The sequence below is a fragment of the Vibrio sp. RE88 genome (assembly GCF_013113835.1).
GTDB lineage: Bacteria > Pseudomonadota > Gammaproteobacteria > Enterobacterales > Vibrionaceae > Vibrio.
The window spans coordinates 15,013-34,914 of the sequence record NZ_VTYQ01000016.1 but is presented as its reverse complement, the minus strand read 5'-3'; the positions used below and the strand labels follow the sequence as shown (position 1 = coordinate 34,914).

General features: G+C 48.2%; 20 protein-coding genes. 7 read left to right on the top strand and 13 right to left on the bottom strand.

Annotated elements, in window-relative coordinates:
- The first annotated feature begins 355 nt into the window (after nt 1-355).
- Both F0265_RS23225 and F0265_RS23220 read left to right on the top strand, forming a co-directional pair.
- Entirely contained in the window at nt 356-910 is a 555-nt protein-coding gene (locus F0265_RS23225; protein ID WP_171750506.1) for a TMEM165/GDT1 family protein, read from the top strand.
- 208 nt (nt 911-1,118) lie between these two features.
- Complete coding sequence (locus tag F0265_RS23220; RefSeq protein WP_006957484.1) at nt 1,119-1,379, top strand: hypothetical protein; 261 nt, start codon at nt 1,119-1,121, stop codon at nt 1,377-1,379.
- A 54-nt stretch (nt 1,380-1,433) separates the two neighbouring features.
- On the opposite strand, the gene tusA is transcribed toward F0265_RS23220, so the two are convergent.
- Nucleotides 1,434-1,682 (bottom strand): sulfurtransferase TusA, encoded by a 249-nt coding sequence (gene tusA, locus F0265_RS23215; RefSeq protein WP_043009580.1) that lies wholly within the window; start codon nt 1,680-1,682, stop codon nt 1,434-1,436.
- Nucleotides 1,683-1,817: 135 nt separating this feature from the next.
- Here tusA and F0265_RS23210 point away from each other — a divergent pair, with 135 nt between their 5' ends.
- A complete protein-coding gene (locus F0265_RS23210) occupies nt 1,818-2,003 on the top strand; it encodes a hypothetical protein (RefSeq protein ID WP_006957487.1) in 186 nt (61 codons plus the stop codon).
- A gap of 157 nt (nt 2,004-2,160) precedes the next feature.
- Entirely contained in the window at nt 2,161-3,102 is a 942-nt protein-coding gene (locus F0265_RS23205) for a LysR substrate-binding domain-containing protein (protein ID WP_171750505.1), read from the top strand.
- A 62-nt stretch (nt 3,103-3,164) separates the two neighbouring features.
- Here the strand turns inward: F0265_RS23205 and F0265_RS23200 are convergent, their stop codons facing one another.
- From F0265_RS23200 to ilvG, 6 genes are all read right to left on the bottom strand, one after another.
- Nucleotides 3,165-4,145, bottom strand: coding sequence for an MDR family oxidoreductase (locus F0265_RS23200; RefSeq protein ID WP_171750504.1), 981 nt, complete (start codon nt 4,143-4,145; stop codon nt 3,165-3,167).
- Between the two features lie 172 nt (nt 4,146-4,317).
- Nucleotides 4,318-5,865: a threonine ammonia-lyase, biosynthetic gene (gene ilvA, locus F0265_RS23195; RefSeq protein ID WP_171750503.1), complete on the bottom strand. Its 1,548-nt coding sequence runs from the start codon at nt 5,863-5,865 to the stop codon at nt 4,318-4,320.
- 3 nt (nt 5,866-5,868) lie between these two features.
- On the bottom strand, nt 5,869-7,710 hold the full coding sequence (gene ilvD / locus F0265_RS23190; RefSeq protein ID WP_038163830.1) for a dihydroxy-acid dehydratase: 1,842 nt from the start codon (nt 7,708-7,710) through the stop codon (nt 5,869-5,871).
- 13 nt (nt 7,711-7,723) lie between these two features.
- Complete coding sequence (gene ilvE, locus F0265_RS23185) at nt 7,724-8,668, bottom strand: branched-chain-amino-acid transaminase (RefSeq protein WP_171750502.1); 945 nt, start codon at nt 8,666-8,668, stop codon at nt 7,724-7,726.
- A 12-nt stretch (nt 8,669-8,680) separates the two neighbouring features.
- Nucleotides 8,681-8,965 (bottom strand): acetolactate synthase 2 small subunit, encoded by a 285-nt coding sequence (ilvM, locus tag F0265_RS23180; protein WP_006957495.1) that lies wholly within the window; start codon nt 8,963-8,965, stop codon nt 8,681-8,683.
- 1 nt (nt 8,966) lies between these two features.
- Complete coding sequence (ilvG, locus tag F0265_RS23175) at nt 8,967-10,613, bottom strand: acetolactate synthase 2 catalytic subunit (protein ID WP_171750501.1); 1,647 nt, start codon at nt 10,611-10,613, stop codon at nt 8,967-8,969.
- Nucleotides 10,614-11,117: 504 nt separating this feature from the next.
- Here ilvG and F0265_RS23170 point away from each other — a divergent pair.
- Nucleotides 11,118-12,641 (top strand): YifB family Mg chelatase-like AAA ATPase, encoded by a 1,524-nt coding sequence (locus tag F0265_RS23170; protein WP_171750500.1) that lies wholly within the window; start codon nt 11,118-11,120, stop codon nt 12,639-12,641.
- A gap of 32 nt (nt 12,642-12,673) precedes the next feature.
- On the opposite strand, the gene F0265_RS23165 is transcribed toward F0265_RS23170, so the two are convergent.
- Complete coding sequence (locus F0265_RS23165; RefSeq protein WP_171750499.1) at nt 12,674-13,660, bottom strand: DUF2860 domain-containing protein; 987 nt, start codon at nt 13,658-13,660, stop codon at nt 12,674-12,676.
- A 183-nt stretch (nt 13,661-13,843) separates the two neighbouring features.
- Between F0265_RS23165 and F0265_RS23160 the strand changes: the two genes are divergently transcribed.
- Nucleotides 13,844-14,728, top strand: a complete 885-nt coding sequence (locus F0265_RS23160; RefSeq protein ID WP_171750498.1) for an acyltransferase — start codon at nt 13,844-13,846, stop codon at nt 14,726-14,728.
- A gap of 55 nt (nt 14,729-14,783) precedes the next feature.
- On the opposite strand, the gene F0265_RS23155 is transcribed toward F0265_RS23160, so the two are convergent.
- From F0265_RS23155 to F0265_RS23135, 5 genes are all read right to left on the bottom strand, one after another.
- Nucleotides 14,784-15,404, bottom strand: coding sequence for a thiol:disulfide interchange protein DsbA/DsbL (locus tag F0265_RS23155; RefSeq protein WP_006957502.1), 621 nt, complete (start codon nt 15,402-15,404; stop codon nt 14,784-14,786).
- Between the two features lie 30 nt (nt 15,405-15,434).
- On the bottom strand, nt 15,435-16,421 hold the full coding sequence (locus F0265_RS23150; protein ID WP_171750497.1) for a serine/threonine protein kinase: 987 nt from the start codon (nt 16,419-16,421) through the stop codon (nt 15,435-15,437).
- Nucleotides 16,422-16,476: 55 nt separating this feature from the next.
- On the bottom strand, nt 16,477-17,895 hold the full coding sequence (gene ccoG, locus F0265_RS23145) for a cytochrome c oxidase accessory protein CcoG (protein WP_171750496.1): 1,419 nt from the start codon (nt 17,893-17,895) through the stop codon (nt 16,477-16,479).
- A gap of 251 nt (nt 17,896-18,146) precedes the next feature.
- Complete coding sequence (locus F0265_RS23140; protein WP_065740920.1) at nt 18,147-18,413, bottom strand: YihD family protein; 267 nt, start codon at nt 18,411-18,413, stop codon at nt 18,147-18,149.
- Nucleotides 18,414-18,546: 133 nt separating this feature from the next.
- Entirely contained in the window at nt 18,547-18,714 is a 168-nt protein-coding gene (locus F0265_RS23135) for a hypothetical protein (RefSeq protein ID WP_171750495.1), read from the bottom strand.
- 312 nt (nt 18,715-19,026) lie between these two features.
- Here F0265_RS23135 and F0265_RS23130 point away from each other — a divergent pair, with 312 nt between their 5' ends.
- A complete protein-coding gene (locus F0265_RS23130; protein ID WP_171750494.1) occupies nt 19,027-19,824 on the top strand; it encodes a sporulation protein in 798 nt (265 codons plus the stop codon).
- Nucleotides 19,825-19,902: the final 78 nt, after the last annotated feature.

Here is a 19,902-nt window from a genome sequence, read left to right as displayed (position 1 = left end):
TGCGTAGGGGAGTAGGGCTAATCTTGATTAATTCCTAGTCAGAATTCTCCTTTAATGGATTTTTAATGGCTTATTCGTCCAAATTTTCCTAAAAGGAAGTTTTTGACCACTTTGTTACTTGAGAAATGACATAGAGCTGGCTAGAATTGCGTCCATCTTTGGGGAGTAGCTTACCAACACAATCAGCCTGATTGTTTGGTTCGTTCGTCAACATAATTGGTGCACAATCACCATGGCGCTCGAGACTCATCGCCTGATGGGTTTAGCAAGACCTTAGATAAACATCGTGAACCGGGGTGGGGCACGAGGTTTGTCTTAGGTTTAAAATAATTATCCCTGCCTCAATGAGCATGTCGTGAGCGTTTTAGCTATTTCAATTACCACTGTCGCTTTAGCCGAAATTGGTGACAAAACCCAGCTATTGTCTTTACTGTTGGCCAGTCGTTATCGAAAACCGATACCGATTATCGCCGCTATTTTCTTCGCTACTATTGCCAATCACGCCCTTGCGGCTTGGTTAGGTGTGGTTGTGGCCGACTATTTATTACCAGAGGTGCTTAAGTGGGTCGTGGTGGCAAGTTTTCTCGCTATGGCGGGTTGGGTGCTGATCCCAGATAAGCTGGATGATGACGATGAAATTTCCAACCGAGGACCGTTTGTTGCCAGTTTTATTGCGTTCTTTATCGCTGAAATTGGTGATAAAACCCAGATTGCTACCTCTATCTTAGGGGCTCAGTTTGCCGATGCGCTGACGTTGGTGATTATCGGTACTACGCTGGGTATGCTGGCAGCCAATGTTCCTGTGGTTTTGATTGGTAAATTGTCGGCCGACAAAATGCCGCTCAACCTGATCCGTAAGGTGACGGCTCTGCTATTTATCGCTCTGGCGGTTGGCGCTGCGTTTTTGTAAAACGGTCGCTAACGTGCGATAAAAAGCGGATATCTGGTGGAGAAATGCGATAGATCAAACTCTATGCTAAATTCGTGTAAGGGCGTGATCGCTGACATATTCGTGTCATACTTGTCATGCTAACTTAACGGTGTGAATGATGTTACTCAAGGTGAGAAAAATTCTGTTTATTCTTCAAACACCTAGAGTATAGCGAGAGGGCAATATTATGCTTACACGTTATATGGGGATGACCCCAAAAAGTCAGAGTTATCTATTCACTTTCGGCTTGGTACTGTGTTTACTGGCAATGGTACTGACCGACATGTGGCTACCGATTGTTGCAGGTTCATTTGTGTTGACCGCGTTGACGGTTGAAGCCTGGATTCGAGTCGCGCACATTATCCCAATGCACGAAGAAATGCGGGCAATGCAAAAACAGCTGAGAAAATTACAATCGGAAGTCCATACCATTGAATATGACGAATAAACAAACGGCTGCCCCAGGCAGCCGTTTTTCATTTCTATTAGCTTAGCGTTAACGCTATTCCATTCCTTTCTTGATCAGGTACTGGTAAGGCAGCTCTTCGGTTTGAGCTGCAATCAGCTGGTGATCCATAAAGCGGCAGAAGCTCGGAATGTCGCGTGTGGTGGATGGATCATCGGCTTTTACCAGCAGAATCTCACCCTCTTGCATGTTACGGATTGTCTTCCTGACCATCATCACGGGCTCTGGGCAGCGCAGTCCTTCTGCCTCTAAAGTTTGGGTCGCCTGTTCTGAATTGATTGTCATGGTCATATCTTTGGTTACCTCAATAGGGGGTAGATAATACTGGTGAAGAAAAAATATTCAATAACCCCTTGGCAAAGCGATCAAATTGTTTTAACTTAGTTAACAAGTTGGTAACATTTAAAACAAGGAGCGCTTATGTTGACAGCTTTAGATCGTCTAACAATCTATTCCGTGCTGTGCTTTATTTCTTTTTGCGCACTTGTTTTACGTACACCAGCAGAATCGTCGTTTATGCCTTTGCTCGGCATGGTTGCGACGGTTGTAGGGATTTGGCTCGAGATGCATCGCTGGCCGAGCGCATCTGAAGAGCAAGAAAATTGATGGTTGAACTTCCAACAACCATTCTCAATTGTAACTACGCTCAATTACATTCCGACACTATCCCCATTTTTCTTGGGCTTCCCCGCTGAAAGGCGGGATTTTTTTTATCTAAAGAGTACAATTCAATAAATATACCCTTCATTTTAAGTGGCTATTTGTGGAATTAGAAGACATCTATCGCCGTGATCTGAATTTGCTGGTGGCGTTGCGAGTTTTAATCGAAGAGTGCAGTGTCAGTAAGGCGGCACATCGGCTTAATCTCAGCCAGTCAGCGATGAGCCGAGTGTTAGGTCGGCTGCGTGACATGCTGGGTGACCCCTTGTTTACGCGTCAGGGTCAGCATCTGATTCCAACCGAAAAAGCGCTCGAGGTCGACAAAGCACTGGGAGAGCCACTGGAGTCGCTGCGTCAGGTGCTGTCTCCGATTCAAACTGAACCGCAAAGCTTTGAGAATACCTTTAATATCGCCACCACAGACTATGCGATGCAGACTATTCTGCCCTTTGCTTTGCCGCGTATTTATCAGGAAGCGCCTAATGTGTCGATTAACTTTCTGCCGCTACAACATGACCGATTAGCTGATCAGTTGACGTATGAGGGGGCGGATTTAGCCATATGCCGACCCATTGGTCCAGTGAAGCCACTGCGTAGTGAAATTCTTGGTCGTGTAGGGGTTTTATGTCTTTTATCTAAACAGCACCCGTTGGCTAATACGTCACTCAGTTTGAAGGACTACCTTACCTATCCACATGCGATGATCGCTATCAGTGATGGTGTCAAAGCCTTAATTGAACAGGCGTTAGTGGACCAGCCCAAGCGAAAAATGGTACTGCGGGCTTATCATTTGGAAGCGGCACTAGCCATTGTGGATACCATGCCGCTGATCATTACGGTGCCAGCGGATTTAGCTTATCTGGTTGCAGAGCGTTATGACTTGGCAGTTAAGCCTTTACCATTCCAGTTCACGCCGTTTGATTATTCGATGATCTGGCATGCACGTTGCGAGCACTCACCGGCGCAGGAATGGCTGCGATCTGTGGTGAGAGAAGAGTGTAGTCGTTTGATTGCCAAACGTATCGCAGACATGGGATTGGATTAACATTATTTCTATTGATACAAAAAGAGCCAGCAATGCTGGCTCTTTTATTTTGAATCTTAGAATTACAGCTTAATCACAACGCGACCTGTTACTTGGCCGTTGGTAATGTCTTCTGCGTATTTTGGTGCATCGGCAAGAGCCACTTCAGTACAGGCTTGCTCAAAGTAGCTGTCAGGTAGTAGCTCAACCAGCTTTTCCCAAGCAGCGATACGCTTCTCTGTTGGGCACATCACTGAGTCTACGCCTTGCAGGCGAACATTACGCAGGATAAAAGGCATCACTGTGGTCGGTAGGTCAAAGCCACCCGCCAGACCACAAGCGGCTACTGCGCTGTTGTAATCCATTTGCGCCAGTACTTTAGCTAGGACCTTGCTGCCCACGGTATCAACGGCGCCAGCCCAAACTTGTTTTTCCAGTGGACGTGCGGGTTCTTCAAACTCGACACGATCAATGATGCGGCTTGCGCCCAGCTTTTCTAAGAGAGGACCATTTTGTTCAATACGGCCTGTCACCGCGGCCACTTTGTAGCCGAGCGTTGCCAATAGCGTTACCGCTACTGACCCCACACCACCACTGGCACCAGTCACCAGAATTTCACCCGACTCAGGTTTGACACCAGCGTCGATCAGCGCTTGAACACACAGCATGGCAGTAAAGCCAGCGGTGCCAACCATCATGGCCTTTTTGCTGTCGATCCCTTTTGGCAGTGGTACCAACCAGTCAGCTTTTAGGCGCGCGCGTTGAGCCATACCACCCCAGTGATTCTCACCCACACCCCAGCCAGTTAATACGACTTTATCGCCGACTTGGTAACGTTCATCATCTGAGTGAGCAACGGTACCTGCCATATCGATGCCCGGCACCATAGGGAAGTTGCGGATGATCTTACCTTTGCCAGTGATCGCCAGACCATCTTTGTAGTTGAGTGATGAGTAATCGACATCGATCAGTACCTCGCCTTGTGGCAATTGTGCTTCGTCGATTTGTTCTACAGAGGCGATGGTGCGTTTTTCTTCTTGGTTTAGAATCAGTGCGTTAAACATAGATGGTCTCCACTACGCGGTAGCAAACATTTAAAAACTGATATTGAGTGTAGACTGAAAGTCACTATGACTAAAATGAAACTTTAGCATTATATACATGCATACAGTGCATTGCGGAAAGTCGCTTTGGGTCGTAAAGAAAAAGCCAGTCATGTGACTGGCTTTTTGATGATTAAGAAAGGAAAAACTTATACGACGGGTTGTCGGTTTCGTCTTTGCATTGATAGCCCAGCTCTCGCAAATGGGCGGAAAAGCGCGATAAATCGGCTTCATCCAGTTCAAAACCACACAATACTCGACCGTAGTCGGCACCATGATTGCGATAGTTGAACAGACTGATGTTCCAATGGGTGCCTAATGTGCTGAGGAATTTCAGCAATGCACCTGGGTATTCTGGGAATTCAAAGCTGTATAGGCGTTCTTTCAACTGCTTCGATGGTTTACCACCAATCATGTAACGAATGTGCAGTTTTGCCATTTCGTCGTCTGACAAGTCGACCACAGGGTAACCACCTTCACGCAGATCGTGAATGATGTGTTCCAGCTCTTCCTGCCCACCTTGTAGACGGACACCAACAAAAATGTTGGCCAGATCATCATCGTTGTAGCGGTAGTTGAACTCAGTGACCGCTCGGCCGCCAATTAAGTTACAGAACTCAAAGAATGCGCCTTGGCGTTCTGGAATCGTGACCGCCAGCAGGCCTTCACGTTTTTCACCCAGTTCACAACGCTCAGAGACGTAACGCAGACCGTGGAAGTTCGTATTAGCACCAGACAGAACAGTACCGAGGTTGCTGTTCTTAAGCTGGTTTTGCTCGGCGTATTTCTTCAACCCTGCTAACGCTAGCGCGCCAGAAGGCTCTGCGATAGCACGCGTATCTTCAAAGATGTCTTTGACTGCAGCGCAAATCTCATCGCTGGAAACGGTAATGTGTCCATCGAGGTACTTTTGACACAAGCGGAAGGTCTCTTCACCGATGCGCTTTACCGCAACACCGTCAGCAAACATGCTGACCTGGTCGAGCACGACCGGCTCACCAGCATCTAGCGCGGCTTTAAGACACGCAGAATCTTCAGGCTCAACCGCGATGACTTTGATTTCTGGCATCAGCTGTTTGACCAACACTGCCACACCCGCTGCTAAACCACCGCCACCAACTGGGACGAAGATATGATCGAGATGGCCATTTTGTTGCAGCATCTCCATACCTATAGTGCCTTGCCCCGCGATCACTAATGGGTGATCAAAAGGTGGCACAAACGTATAGCCATGTTGTTCAGATAAACGCTCGGCTTCGGCTTTGGCTTCATCAAAGTTATTGCCGTGCAGCACCACGTGACCACCAAAACCACGCACCGCCTCGACCTTAATGTCAGGTGTGGTTTTTGGCATCACAATCGTGGTTTTGATACCAAGCTTAGTACCAGAAAGCGCCATGCCTTGAGCATGGTTACCCGCTGAGGCGGCAATCACGCCAGCGGCTTTCTGCGCTTCAGACAAACTGGCCACCATATTGTAGGCGCCGCGCAGTTTGAACGAATGAACAGGCTGGCGGTCTTCGCGCTTGATTTGCACCTTGTTGCCAATTCGTTCACTCAAGCGTGGCATCTCCTGCAGAGGCGTTACCGTTGCTGCTTCATAAACCGGAGCTCTTAAGATATGGCGCAGATAATCTGCGCCAGTCTGATGAGCTTTCCCTGAAAAGAGAGAATCAGACATAAGCTAGTCCTCTAGCTTAGATTTATCTCGTACTGCCCCTTTGTCAGCACTGGTTGCCATACTTGCGTACGCTTTGAGTGCAAAAGAAACTTCACGTTGACGATCGACTGGCTTCCATCCCAGTTCGTCTTGTTTTGCACGGCGCTCAGCAAGTTCCTGCTCTGAGACTTCTAGAGAAATAGAGCGGTTTGGAATATCAATCGCGATCATATCGCCCTGTTTTACCAGACCAATCGCGCCACCATTCGCCGCTTCAGGTGAAGCGTGACCAATGGACAGGCCAGACGTACCGCCAGAGAAGCGACCATCCGTCAGCAGAGCACACTCTTTACCAAGCCCCATTGACTTCAGGTAAGTGGTTGGGTAAAGCATTTCCTGCATACCCGGGCCCCCTTTAGGACCTTCATAGCGGATTACTACTACATCGCCTGCTTTGACTTTGCCGCCTAAGATGCCTTCAACCGCGTCTTCCTGGCTTTCAAACACTACAGCAGGACCAGTGAATTTGTGGATGCTTTCATCAACGCCAGCCGTCTTCACAATACAACCATCAAGAGCGATATTACCTGATAGAACAGCTAGGCCACCTTCTTGGCTGAAGGCGTTTTCTTTGGTGCGGATACAACCTTCTGCTCGGTCGTCATCAAGGCGATCCCAGCGACAATCTTGTGAGAACGCTTTGGTGGTACGAATACCGGCAGGACCTGCACGGAAGAACTTGAGTACTTCTTCATCTTCGGTCTGGATGATGTCGTATTGCGCTAGCTGCTCTTTCATTGAAAGGCCGAGTACGGTGCGTGCATCATTGTGCAGCAAACCTGCGCGGTCCAGCTCGCCGAGGATAGCCATCACACCACCCGCGCGGTGTACGTCTTCCATGTGATATTTCTGAGTAGATGGTGCCACTTTACATAGGTGAGGTACTTGGCGAGACAGGCGGTCGATATCTTCCATATCGAAATCCACTTCGCCTTCTTGTGCTGCCGCAAGCAGGTGGAGAATGGTGTTGGTTGAGCCGCCCATCGCGATATCCAGAGCCATTGCGTTTTCGAATGCATCAAAAGTAGCGATATTGCGTGGCAGCGCTGATTCGTCATCTTGCTCGTAGTAACGACGTGTCAGTTCAACGATACGTTTACCAGCGTTGATAAATAGTTCTTCGCGGTCAGCGTGTGTTGCTAGCATCGAACCGTTACCTGGCTGAGACAGACCTAATGCTTCAGTCAGACAGTTCATTGAGTTCGCTGTGAACATACCTGAACATGAACCACATGTCGGACAGGCGCTACGTTCAATTTGCTCGCTCTGCTCGTCAGAGACTTTCGGGTCAGCACCTTGGATCATCGCATCAACCAAGTCGAGTTTGATCAGTTGATCAGACAGCTTGGTTTTACCCGCTTCCATCGGGCCGCCAGATACAAAGATCACTGGGATGTTTAGGCGCATTGACGCCATTAGCATTCCCGGAGTGATTTTGTCACAGTTGGAGATACACACCATGGCATCAGCACAGTGAGCATTCACCATGTATTCGACCGAGTCTGCGATAAGCTCACGCGATGGCAGTGAGTAGAGCATACCACCGTGGCCCATTGCGATACCATCGTCGACCGCGATGGTGTTGAATTCTTTGGCGATACCGCCTGCTTTCTCGATTTCACCGGCGACCAGTTGGCCCATGTCTTTAAGGTGAACGTGGCCCGGTACAAACTGAGTGAATGAGTTCACGACTGCGATGATTGGCTTACCAAAATCTTCATCTTTTACGCCAGTTGCACGCCACAGTGCACGAGCACCCGCCATGTTACGACCGTGAGTGGTGGTTGCTGATCTGTATTTAGGCATCTTACTACTTCCTTTATTTTGCCGCGTCTGCTGGGTAAACGTAATCTAACCAGCCCCACTTATCTTCAGTGGTGCCGTTGAATAGCCCAAAGTAAGCTTCTTGCAGCTCTTTGGTGATAGGGCCGCGTTTACCGCTGCCTACGTCAATTTTATCTATGGTTGCAACAGGAACGACCTCTGCTGCAGTACCTGTCATAAACACTTCGTCTGCTAGGTAAAGTGCTTCGCGAGCAATGTTTGCTTCGCGTACTTGGTAACCTTTGTCACGAGCGATAGTCATGATCGAATCACGAGTAATGCCCGGTAGGATGGCGCTGGTTGCTGGTGGCGTGGTGATCACACCACCTTTAATCACAAAGATGTTCTCACCTGCGCCTTCAGATAAGTAACCGTCAACGCTTAATGCAATACCTTCATCGTAGCCATGACGACGTGCTTCGCCGCCAACCAGCAATGAAGACAGGTAGTTACCGCCAGCTTTCGCTGCGGTTGGAATGGTGTTTGGCGCCGCGCGGTTCCAGCTGGAAATCATCGCATCGACCCCTTTTTCCAAGGCTTCTTCACCTAGGTAAGAGCCCCATGGGAAAGCGGCGATGATTAGGTCCATTTCAGTGCCCTGCGGTGGACACACACCGAGGCCAACATTGCCGACAAAACCGAGCGGGCGAATGTAAGCGCTATCGAGTTTGTTCTCGCGCAGTGTTTCGCGCGTCGCTTCCATGATTTCATCCACAGAGTAAGGGATAGGGAAACGGTAGATTTTGGCTGAATCTTTCAGTCGCTTCGCATGCTCACGATGGCGGAAGATAATTGGTCCTTTGGGCGTGTTGTAGCAGCGCACGCCTTCAAATACTGAAGTACCGTAGTGCATCGCATGAGTCAGTACGTGAACATTCGCTTCTTTCCACGGTACCAGCTTGCCATTAAACCAAATGTAATCCGCTGTTGTAGTAGCCATTATTGCCTTCCTTTATGCACAAATTTTTTGTTGTAGGTTGTTATTCGGTAGCTCGTCACTGGCGATTTGTGTTACCTCAACCGTGCGCACATCCCAGAGCTTTTCAATCTGATTGGTCAGAAAGGAGATCGGACGATCACTGTCGACGATGATCTCGACACTGGCAATCTTGCTCTCATGGTTCTGTGTGCCTGCAACTTGCCTAACAATGAAACCACGATGGCGAACCACACGAAGAACACGCTCCAGCAGTACAGGTTTGTCGTCTGCTTTAATGTCGATTAGATATCTTTCCATCTTAAGTGTTCTCCAGCATGTCATTGTTAGAAGCACCCGGCGGTACCAGTGGCCATACGTTTTCTTCTTCGTCGATCAAAACGTGTAACAAGTACGAGGTTTCACTATCCAGCATTTCCTGAATCGCTGGCTCAACTTCTTCTTTTCTTGTGATCGTTTTTCCAGGAATATCAAACGCTTTCGCTAAGGTGATGAAATCTGGGTTGTCATCCAGAATGGTTTCACTGTGGCGACCATCAAAGAACAGCGACTGCCACTGACGTACCATGCCTAAGCGTTGGTTGTTCAATAGAACGATTTTGACCGGAATCTGGCGACGTTTTAGCGTGCCCAGCTCCTGAACGTTCATCATGAAAGAGCCGTCACCTGTAATAAGGATAGACTGATCATCCGGACGTGCGACCGCGGCACCCATAGCGGCAGGAAGGCCAAAGCCCATGGTGCCTAAGCCAGCCGATGTGATGAAGTTCTGTGGGTCACGTGGCTGAATATGTTGCGCTGCCCACATCTGGTGCTGCCCGACATCGGTTGAGACCATTGAGCTATCAGGCATCATGTCGGACAACTGCTTGAGCATACCCGGAGCAAAAATCAGATCGCCCGGGTGGTCGTAGCGCCACTTAAAGCCACTACGCAGACTTTCGCTGTGCTTGACCCATGGCGTGATGTCCTGAGTCAGTTCGAGCTGAGGAAGAAGGGAATTGATATCACCACGCAGTGGCGCATGGGCGTGACGCAGCTTGTTGATCTCAGCAGCATCGATATCGATATGGATAACACGAGCATGAGGGGCGAACGTTTCCAGCTTACCTGTGACTCGGTCATCGAATCGTGCGCCAACGGCAATCAGCAAATCACATTCCTGAACGACTAGGTTCGCGGCTTTGGTGCCGTGCATACCCAGCATGCCAAGGTAATGTGGATCGTGACGCTCGATAGTACCTAAGCCTTTCAGGGTGCTGACCGAAGGCATTGGGTTTAAACGTAGGAATTCGCGAACGGCGTCTGTAGCTTTACCCAGTTGTACACCACCACCGACATAGAAAACTGGGCGGGTACTTTGCGAAAGAATCTCTTGAGCGGCAGAAACGGCTTCTGCTTGAGGAACGGGAAGCGCTGGTGGCGTAAATGGAGGCAAAACGTCAACCGGTGCTTGAGCCAGCTGAACATCTTTAGCGATATCGACAATCACTGGCCCCGGTCGGCCTGCTTTCGCCACTTCAAACGCTTCGGCTAAGGTTGGCGCAAGATCGTCAATTTCCGTCACTAGGTAGCTGTGCTTGGTACAGGATAGCGACATGCCAATCACGTCCATTTCCTGGAAAGCGTCTGTTCCGATGTGGGAACTGGCTACCTGACCCGTGATTGCCACCATTGGGATCGAGTCCATAAAAGCATCGGCCAAACCAGTTACAAGGTTAGTGGCGCCGGGGCCGGATGTCGCCATACAGACTGCGACGTCCTGAGTTGCACGGGCCATACCGATAGCGGCCATGGCTGCGCCTTGCTCGTGGCGGCAGAGGATGTGCTCGACGCCACCGTCATACAGCGCGTCATAAATTGGCATGATTGCACCGCCCGGATAGCCGAATACGGTTTTAATGCCTTGTTGTTTTAATGCGGCTACGACTAATTCAGCACCTGTCATCGTAAGCCTCCTTGGCTACCTAAGTAGCAATGTTGTGTTGTTGTGCACGTCATGTGCGCTCCCATTCTTCCTGCCAGCTCGCGGCTGAGCTCTTTATTTTTCTGTCTGCCTGACTAAGTCAGTGTTTATTTTTTCGCTGATTTTCAGCGTTTAAGTTGAAAAAAACCCCCGGACTTTTCAGTGCGGGGGTTTTTTTGAATTTGGTGTTTTATTTTTCGCCCACCAGCCCCCGCGCGGAATCAATAATGACCACGATAATCAGGACAATCAGTGCGTTAATGCGGGCGTTGAAATTCATATTCTTTTTTAATGTTGTGCTTACGTAATATGGTACGAAATTGTTTGCGTCACTAGTGGTAACATAGAATTCCGTTACATGACAAGCAAAAAGTCATTCTTTTTTCACATTCTCTCATCATCTCACCAAGCTATATAACAAGATTGTTAGAAAAGTGCGCAAGTTATCAAACAGATAAATAGATAGCAGAGAATGTAGGGAAGATTATGGGCCTAGCCATTATTTACAGTCGGGCATCGGTGGGGGTCGAAGCACCCCCTGTGACAGTAGAAGTGCATATCAGTAATGGAATGCCAGGTTTCTGCTTGGTCGGATTACCGGAAACCACTGTTAAAGAATCACGCGACAGAGTGCGCAGTGCGATCATTAACTCTCGATTTGAGTTTCCAGCCAAGCGAATCACGGTCAATCTTGCGCCCGCCGATCTGCCCAAGGAAGGAGGGCGTTTTGATCTGCCGATTGCACTTGGCATTCTTGCCGCTTCAGAGCAGATCCCAGTCAGCGGTTTGGCAGAAAAAGAATTTGTTGGTGAACTGGCTTTGTCAGGTGAGCTGCGCGGAGTGAAAGGGGTATTGCCTGCGGCACTGGCAGCCAATAAAGCACAGCGAAGCCTAGTGGTACCTCATTACAACGGCGATCAAGCCGCTTTAGTGGGCGAAGAACAACATAAATCCGCTCAAAGCTTATTGGAAGTATGTGCTGATCTTTGCGGCCAACAACAACTTAGCCTGCATCAAACGCAAAATCTGCACCGAGCGGTGGATAATGGCCGTGACTTACAAGACATCATTGGTCAGCAGCAAGGCAAACGTGCTTTGGAAATTGCCGCAGCAGGAAACCACAACTTGTTATTTTTAGGTCCGCCCGGGACAGGGAAAACCATGCTTGCCTCGCGTTTGTGCGATTTGCTGCCGGAAATGAGTGACGACGAAGCAATGGAAACGGCGTCTGTTGCGTCGCTGACTCAGCAGGAGATTAATGCGCTCAACTGGAAGCGGCGCCCCTTTCGTGCTCCGCACCACTCAAGCTCAATGGCCGCCCTTGTTGGTGGTGGCACGATTCCAAGGCCGGGTGAAATTTCTTTGGCGCACAATGGCTTGCTGTTTCTTGATGAAATGCCAGAGTTTGAACGCAAAGTACTTGATTCGCTGCGTGAGCCGCTGGAATCTGGGGAAATTATTATCTCTCGCGCTCAGGGAAAAACTCGCTTCCCTGCACGCTTTCAACTGGTGGGGGCGCTCAATCCGAGCCCGACGGGGTATTACGAAGGCAATCAATCCAGAGTGAATCCGCAAACCATTTTACGTTATCTGAGTCGGCTATCTGGCCCTTTACTGGATCGTTTTGATATGTCACTTGAGATCCCAGCCTTGCCTAAAGGTACTTTGGCCGAAGGTGGCGATCGTGGTGAACCAACACAGGTGGTTAAGCAAAGAGTGCTCAATGCCAGAGCCTGTATGCTGGAGCGCTCCAATAAGGTCAATGCACTGTTGGGCAGTCGCGAGATAGAGGAGTATTGCCCATTGAAAAAAGAAGATGCGCAGTTTTTGGAAAGTGCGTTGCACCGGCTCGGGTTGTCAATTCGGGCTTATCATCGAATCATCAAGGTCGCGCGCACCATTGCGGATTTAGATGGTCAGTCACAGATTGCTCGCCATCATCTGGCTGAAGCGTTGGGGTATCGGGCAATGGACCGATTGCTTAAGCAATTGACTGCTCAGGCAGTATAAAAAAGCCCGCGCTAGGCGGGCTGTCGTTCCATTTAGAACTGGTAGTTCATACCAACCGAGAACAAGTACTGGTCTTCATCGTAGAAGTCGATGTTGGAGTCGGTGGTGGAGTAACCGGCAAACGAAATCAATGACCAGTCTTTCCAGCCCATGAACTCTTGATATTCGTAGGCAGCAAAGAAGCTCAGTTCATCTTCGTCACGCGTCTTGCCGTAAATTGGGTTGACGGCGTCGTAAGAACGGTTGGTGTAGCCAGCGGTCAGTGCGAACTGATGACGATTCATGATCTTAAAGTAACTTAGCTCACCGCCAATCGAATCGAGTGAGTTGGCATCACCGTCGGCATCGGTTTTGACGTAGGTTAATGACGGTTGTAGGAAAGAAGTGCGAGTGAGTTGCTGACGATAGTCCCCTTTTAGGTAGATGGACGAAGCGTCGCGTTGTAAGGAATTTCGCTCTGCGGTTGTTAGAGTGCTATCTCCGGCACCAGACTTCTCATCGTCAATATCGCGAGTCGCGTAGGCAGTATCTAGGCTGAAGTTAGAACCCATAATATTGTTGAACTTCAGACGGAATGCATTACCTGTTTCGTCTGTGGTTTGACGTTCCTGACCGGTTAAGAATGGATCCGACCAAGTTTCGCCTGACATCACAGTTGGTAGGAAAGAAGCATCGATCACCATCCCTGAAGCAAGCTGCTGCTTGTAGCCCAGTTCTAATGCTAGGGTACCGACAGCAATATCTTCACGAGCCATACCTACGTAAAACTGTTTGTCTAAATTTGTACCGAAGGTATAGGCCAAGCTACCAAGTGGCAGTACCAGCGCGCCACTGTCTGAAGACGCCGTTTGATTGACATCATTGATGGTCTTATCGCCATCGGTATTGAAGTTTGAAGTGGTAGAGGCAAATCCAGCGCTGAGTGACACTTCACCACTAAATCCTGCTTGTTCTGATAGCTGAGCCATCGTTGGAAGGGCAACCAGCGACAGGGCTATTAGAGAGAGTTTGGCTTTCATTGAGGGTTCTCCTTGTTATGAACCGTTGTACTTTAGATAAGTGGTTGTCGAAGTTTTGTCGAACTAATCTGACCATCGTCAGAGTGATTCCAATGTGGTTAAGGAATTGTATAATTACACGCTGTTTTATTATTCATAAATGAAACGTTATAAATTCTATCTGGGATCTCATTAATAAGCGTTATGTTTGCATACCTACTCCTTGTACTGAATGTGACTCTGGTCATCCTTAACTCAGCTTTTTGCTCGGTCGCCATTTGTATCATTGCTTTGATTAAAGTCGTGTTACCAACAAGTAAATTGCAGGCAAAAGGTACTGCAATGGCCAATCGGATGATGTGGTTATGGGCAACCATAAATTCGGCCATTCTTTCTATGTTCAATCGTGTCGAGTGGGACATCGAAGGCGGAGAAAGTCTGAGAAAGGACGGTTGGTATTTACTGATCAGCAATCATCTCAGCTGGACGGACATCGTAGTATTGTGCTGTGTGTTTAAAGACCGCATTCCCATGCCGAAGTTCTTTCTTAAGCAACAATTATTTTACGTTCCGTTTATAGGCATGGCGTGTTGGGCGCTGGATATGCCGTTTATGCGCCGCTATTCCAGAGAGTATTTGATTCGCCACCCGGAAAAGCGTGGTCAGGATTTGGCAACAACTCGTCGATCTTGTGCCAAGTTCAAGCATACCCCAACGACCGTGGTGAATTATGTGGAAGGCACACGTTTTACTGAGCAGAAGCAGAAAAAGAGCAAAGCGGGCTATCAGTATTTGTTGCAGCCTAAAACGGGCGGGATTGCGTATACGTTGGCGGCTATGGGCGATCAGTTCGAAAACATTATTGATGTCACGCTGGCGTATCCGGAAAACACCGATAAGCCTTTTCGCGACATGCTGATGGGGCGAATGACCAAGATAGTCGTACGTATTAAAGTGTTGCCTGTCGATGACAGCGTACGCGGTGATTACTTCAATGATAAGCCGTTTAAACGCCAGTTTCAGCAATGGCTGGGTGAAGTATGGCAGGATAAAGATGAACTGCTAAAAGAGATTCATCAGGATAAGTAAATCAATCGAACACTAAAAAGGGAGCCAAGGCTCCCTTTTTTACGTAATCAACTCATTACTTTTTAGTCAGCAGGAAGTTAACCAGCTCGAAGTATTCGTTAATCGTCTTGATGCTCTGTGCCTGAACAAGGTACTTATTGTTCACGACCACTGCTGGTACGCCAGACAGGCCGCTGTCTTTAAACTGCTTGTCGAAGCGGCGTACCATAGAGTCAACGGCAAAGCCTTTGAATGCCGCATCAAATTTCTTCGCATCAATGCCTTCGTCTAGGAAGATTTGACGCAATTCTTCATCATTTTTTGGTGGCTTACGCATGTTGTGAATGCGGTTAAACATGACTGGCACCATTTTGTCTTCCACTTTCAGCGCTACCATAGTCGCGTAAGCTTTGCTCATCGACTCACCCATGCTACCACCCATGAAGGAAACGTGATTTTTCTGGAATTTTGCCCCTTCTGGAAGTTGAGCTTTTAGCTGCTCGATGATTGGCTCAAACGTATTACAGTGTGGGCAGTAGAAAGAGAAGAACTCGGTCACGGTTGGCTTTTGTGAAGCCTTGCTGAGAGAAGCTGAAGGAATATCAAGAACTTGATAATGTTCACCTTCTTTGAATTGAGCGGCGTGAGCAGAAAGGCTCAACATAACAGTTGCGACAAGTGCAAACAGCTTTTTCATTATTGACTCCATGTTTTTCATTTTGGCTTCTTACCACTGAGGCATCAGTGAGAGTGGTGGCTCACTCAATGCCGAAATTTGTTCTTTGAAAGCTAATACCTGGCTTTCCCAGTATTTTGGATCATCAAACCACGGGAAGGCGATAGGAAAAGCAGGATCCTGCCATCTTTTTGCCAACCATGCCATATAGTGCACCATACGTAGACCGCGTGAAGGTTCAATTAGTTTCAATTCGTTGGTATTAAAGTCGTTAAACTCCTGATACGCCTCAAGCAGGATATCGAGCTGCATCAGCTTATCGGCACGCTCGCCATTGAGCATCATCCACAAGTCTTGCACTGCTGGCCCATTACGAGAATCATCAAGGTCGACAAACATCGGGCCGTCGCGCCAGAGAATATTACCCGGATGGCAATCACCGTGAAGGCGAATGATGTTGGCTGAGTCATCCCATTGTTGTTGCAACGATTGAATCAACAAGTCTAAATCATTGAAGAAGGCATTCTCCAGATGAAATGGAATAAACTGTGATTGCTCCAGAATCTTACGTGGTTGATGCAGGTATTCTTCGAGGCTGATGGTGGGTCTGTGCTGAAAGGGCATTCGAGCACCGACTTTATGGATTCGACCAAGGAAACGCCCTACGCCTTCCAGTTGTTCGAGGTTATCCACTTCAAACTGGCGTCCGCCAACACTGGCAAACAGTGCAAACAGATACCCCTGATACTGATGCAGAGTTTTCCCTTGGATTTTTATCGGAGGGGCAACCGGGATGTCGGATTCAATCAGCTCCAGGGTAAAGTCGTGTTCTTCTTGTATCTGCTCTGAGCTCCAGCGCTCGGGGCGATAGAACTTCACCACATAACGTTGACGCTCTTCATCGGTAAACTGATAAACACGGTTTTCATAGCTGTTGAGTGGCAGAAAGCCAGATTCGGCGCGAATGCCGATGCTTTCCAAGGCGTACCACATAAAGTCGGGCGTCAGAGCATCAAAGTTAAAGGCTTGTTGTGTCATAAATAAAAAGGGCTCATTGCTGAGCCCTTTTCCATGTTTTAGGTAGAGGTAGCCGCTAAAGTTTTTTAATAAAGCGGCTTTCTACTTCAATCGTAAAGTCTTCTCTATCGGACAGTATAAACTGAATTGTCGCGACAGGAGAGCTGAGATTGTCCGGATTGACGCCTAAGCTCATTGGCAGGTTGTACACTTCACCCGGTGAAACGTGGACAGTTTGTTTGCCATACCAAGATACATCAGTGAGTCCTGACACATCCAACTTATACTCTTGAGTTTGCTGAGTTTTGTTGATGATCTTCAGTGTGTAGGTGTTTTCGACTTCGCCGGAGCTGTTGACGCGGAATAACTGATTACGGTCACGCAGCACGCTAAGGCCTGCTGGGTCAACGGCAGCCACTTGAGCAAAGAACAAACCGATCATGACTAACAGTACTGCGCCATAGCCAAGTAATTTAGGGCGCATGACTTTAGTGTGTTTGCCTGACAAACGATGCTCTGTGGTGTAGCTGATCAGGCCTTTTTCATAGCCCATACGATCCATCGTATTGTCACAGGCATCAATACAAGCGCCACAGTTGATGCACTCATATTGCAGGCCATCGCGAATATCGATACCGGTCGGACACACCTGCACACACAGGTTACAGTCGATACAGTCGCCTAAACCCAGAGCTTTTGGATCGGCTTTACGTGAGCGAGCACCACGAGATTCGCCTCGTTTCGTGTCATAGCCAACGATGAAGGTATCTTTATCAAACATGGCTGACTGGAAGCGCGCATACGGGCACATGTGGACACACATGATCGAGCGCATCCAGCCTGCATTGGCGTAGGTACAGCCTGCAAAGAATAGCACCCAGAACACAGGCCAGAAATCGGCGTTAAAGGTGAAGAACCCGAGTACAAGATCTTTGATCGGGACAAAGTAGCCAGTAAAGGTGAAGCCTGTTGCCAGTGCAATGGCCCACCATGCTAAGTGCTTAAGCCCTTTGCGCATGGCGAGGTTAGCGGTCAGCTTGCCTGAATCTTGTTTGCGGCGTTTGTTGGCGCTGCCTTCCAGCTTCTCTTCAAACCAGATGTACATGAAGGTCCAGACGGTTTGCGGACACAAATAGCCACACCATACCCGACCTAAGAAGGTGGTAAGGAAGAACAGACCGAACGCGGAAATCATGAACAGCAGTGCCAGCAAGGTCAGATCTTGCGGGTAAAGTGTGGTACCAAAGAAGTTAAACTGCTGATGACCAAGGTCTAGTAAAACCGCCTGACGTTCTCCGTATGGAATCCATGGCACCATAGCGAAGAGAACCAGCAGCAACCAGCCTCCATAGCGACGTAACTGTTGAAATGTGCCCTTACTTTCACGCACGTAGATGCGGTTGCTCGGGTTAAACCTGTCCCCAGTGTTTTTGTGCGTCTTGGGGTTAAAGGTTTTTGGAGTCACGTCTTTTATCTCAATTTTGTCCTGACTCATTACGCTTCCTTCTTGGGCTAAAGGCGAGATTTCTTAGCGATCCCGCTCTGTCGACTTTGCTCTTTAATATTTTAGTATTTTCTTATGGACGGCGATTATATACGCAATCATTTTTTTATTTCTTTAAGGCTATCAACCTTTAACAACAAAGATCAGTACAGTTTTATAAATAAATCGCCTAACAGTTTTGCCTGTCTAAATGATTTGGATATAAAAAAAGCGACCTCCTGGTCGCTCTGGCTTAAGCCTGATTATTCGATGATGCCACGCGCCCGCAAAATAGCGGTTTTAAAATCGTCTTCTTGATCTTTTTTTAGCCCCGGAATCATTTCATCTTTGCCGCTGTTGCGCATTTTGAGATGGTAGATCAGTACATCATCGGTGAGATCTTCCAGCTTTCCTTCGTAACCCGCTTCCTGCGTGAGTTGGACAATAAACTGCAGCAGGTTCATTTGCTGATCTTTTTGCCATTCAGGCTCGAGTAGTTCGAGCAGCTCTTCAATGCGATGACACTTCATCGGCTTTCTCCACACTTTTTATGTTGGTATGAGGTTAAGGTACCAAATCAGGCAGGGCAATACCATGGATTCAGGGATGGGGAGAGTGAGAAAAGAAAAAAGAAAAAAGCGCAGTGGAGACTGCGCTTTATGTCTATGCCGCCTTAGTGACTTTGGCTGAAGAAGACGCCATCAAAGCCGTCTTTTTCACTAAAGTCATTCCGGGCGCGAGTTTTTGTGCCGCTGGAGTAGTGACAAAGCCACCACGACGACGCATCGCACGGTTTGTGTGCGACGTACACCTGACTGCTGTTGGGCGCATTGATTAACCTAACTGCCAGGCACATCCATTGCCGAACTTATGGCCTGATTAACTATGAGTTGCGCTTCATTACTGAAGGATGGCTCTTCTGGCTCACGCCAATCCAAGTAGCTAATCAGGAATAATGATATGAAATATGCATATCAGGGATCAGATTAGCATCATCCGATCAATTGATCGATATCTAATCGATCGTGTTTGTTTCCTCTCACTACAATTATGTGAGAGGCGTAGTAGCAGTGAGACAAGCGTGCGGATTAGTATGATACCGTGTGATTATGTGGATGGCTGCGCTTTACCAAGGAGGTGTGTATGTCGTTTTTTAAGAAAACCCTCGCGAGTTTTGGTATCGGTTCTGCAAAAGTCGATTCCGTTCTGCAGCAGGAAGTGCTGTATCCGGGTGAAAAAGTCAATGTGACGATTCATGTCTACGGCGGCTCGACGGCGCAGGAAATTGATAATATTGAGATGAAGCTTTATTGCCGCTACATCAAAGAAGTACCAGCCAATCAAGACAGAGACGAGCATAACAGCGGCCATATGCGTCGTATACCGACCAGCTATACCTTGGCTCACTGGACGTTGCCGTATGCATTTACCATCGAGCCGGGTGAAACGCGTGATTTTGAAGTAGAGCTGGATGTGCCGTGGAATGCGCCCGTCACCATTGGCGACTCCAAAGTGTGGTTGGAAACCGGGCTGAATATCGCCTTAGCTAAAGATCCCAGTGACACTGATATTCTTACAGTTCGTCCTGATCCTTTGTTAGATGGCATTTTTACGGCTTTGGAAGAGCAGGGGCTGCGTATCCGTCAGGTTGAGTGTGAAGCGGTAGAGGGATTTGAGCTGCCTTTTGTTCAGGAGTTTGAATTTGTGCCGACCACGGGGCCTTTCCACGGTCGCTGGCGTGAATTGGAAATGGTGGCGTATCGCAGTGATGATGAATTACAGATGTGGTTTGAAATTGATCGACATCGTGAAGGTGCAAGAGGAATGCTAGCGAGCTTGTTAGGCGGTGGGCAGTTAAAACGTCAGTTGACGATCTCCGTTCATACCCCAGCAGATCAGGCAGGTCAGCAAGTTTTAGAGTATCTCGACAGTCACTCTTAACGTAAAGTTAACAGTTTGGGCTTACAAGTGTAAGCTGAATGTGCCATACTTTGGAGTAAATATTCCACCAGAGTATGG

Bases quoted from the DNA above. Each gene is read 5' to 3' on its own strand.
- F0265_RS23220 (WP_006957484.1), top strand. From the start codon at position 1,119: ATGCTTACACGTTATATGGGGATGACCCCAAAAAGTCAGAGTTATCTA.
- tusA (WP_043009580.1), bottom strand. From the start codon at position 1,682: ATGACAATCAATTCAGAACAGGCGACCCAAACTTTAGAGGCAGAAGGA.
- F0265_RS23210 (WP_006957487.1), top strand. From the start codon at position 1,818: ATGTTGACAGCTTTAGATCGTCTAACAATCTATTCCGTGCTGTGCTTT.
- F0265_RS23200 (WP_171750504.1), bottom strand. From the start codon at position 4,145: ATGTTTAACGCACTGATTCTAAACCAAGAAGAAAAACGCACCATCGCC.
- ilvA (WP_171750503.1), bottom strand. From the start codon at position 5,865: ATGTCTGATTCTCTCTTTTCAGGGAAAGCTCATCAGACTGGCGCAGAT.
- ilvD (WP_038163830.1), bottom strand. From the start codon at position 7,710: ATGCCTAAATACAGATCAGCAACCACCACTCACGGTCGTAACATGGCG.
- ilvE (WP_171750502.1), bottom strand. From the start codon at position 8,668: ATGGCTACTACAACAGCGGATTACATTTGGTTTAATGGCAAGCTGGTA.
- ilvM (WP_006957495.1), bottom strand. From the start codon at position 8,965: ATGGAAAGATATCTAATCGACATTAAAGCAGACGACAAACCTGTACTG.
- ilvG (WP_171750501.1), bottom strand. From the start codon at position 10,613: ATGACAGGTGCTGAATTAGTCGTAGCCGCATTAAAACAACAAGGCATT.
- F0265_RS23170 (WP_171750500.1), top strand. From the start codon at position 11,118: ATGGGCCTAGCCATTATTTACAGTCGGGCATCGGTGGGGGTCGAAGCA.
- F0265_RS23165 (WP_171750499.1), bottom strand. From the start codon at position 13,660: ATGAAAGCCAAACTCTCTCTAATAGCCCTGTCGCTGGTTGCCCTTCCA.
- F0265_RS23160 (WP_171750498.1), top strand. From the start codon at position 13,844: ATGTTTGCATACCTACTCCTTGTACTGAATGTGACTCTGGTCATCCTT.
- F0265_RS23155 (WP_006957502.1), bottom strand. From the start codon at position 15,404: ATGAAAAAGCTGTTTGCACTTGTCGCAACTGTTATGTTGAGCCTTTCT.
- F0265_RS23150 (WP_171750497.1), bottom strand. From the start codon at position 16,421: ATGACACAACAAGCCTTTAACTTTGATGCTCTGACGCCCGACTTTATG.
- ccoG (WP_171750496.1), bottom strand. From the start codon at position 17,895: ATGAGTCAGGACAAAATTGAGATAAAAGACGTGACTCCAAAAACCTTT.
- F0265_RS23140 (WP_065740920.1), bottom strand. From the start codon at position 18,413: ATGAAGTGTCATCGCATTGAAGAGCTGCTCGAACTACTCGAGCCTGAA.
- F0265_RS23135 (WP_171750495.1), bottom strand. From the start codon at position 18,714: ATGCGCCCAACAGCAGTCAGGTGTACGTCGCACACAAACCGTGCGATG.
- F0265_RS23130 (WP_171750494.1), top strand. From the start codon at position 19,027: ATGTCGTTTTTTAAGAAAACCCTCGCGAGTTTTGGTATCGGTTCTGCA.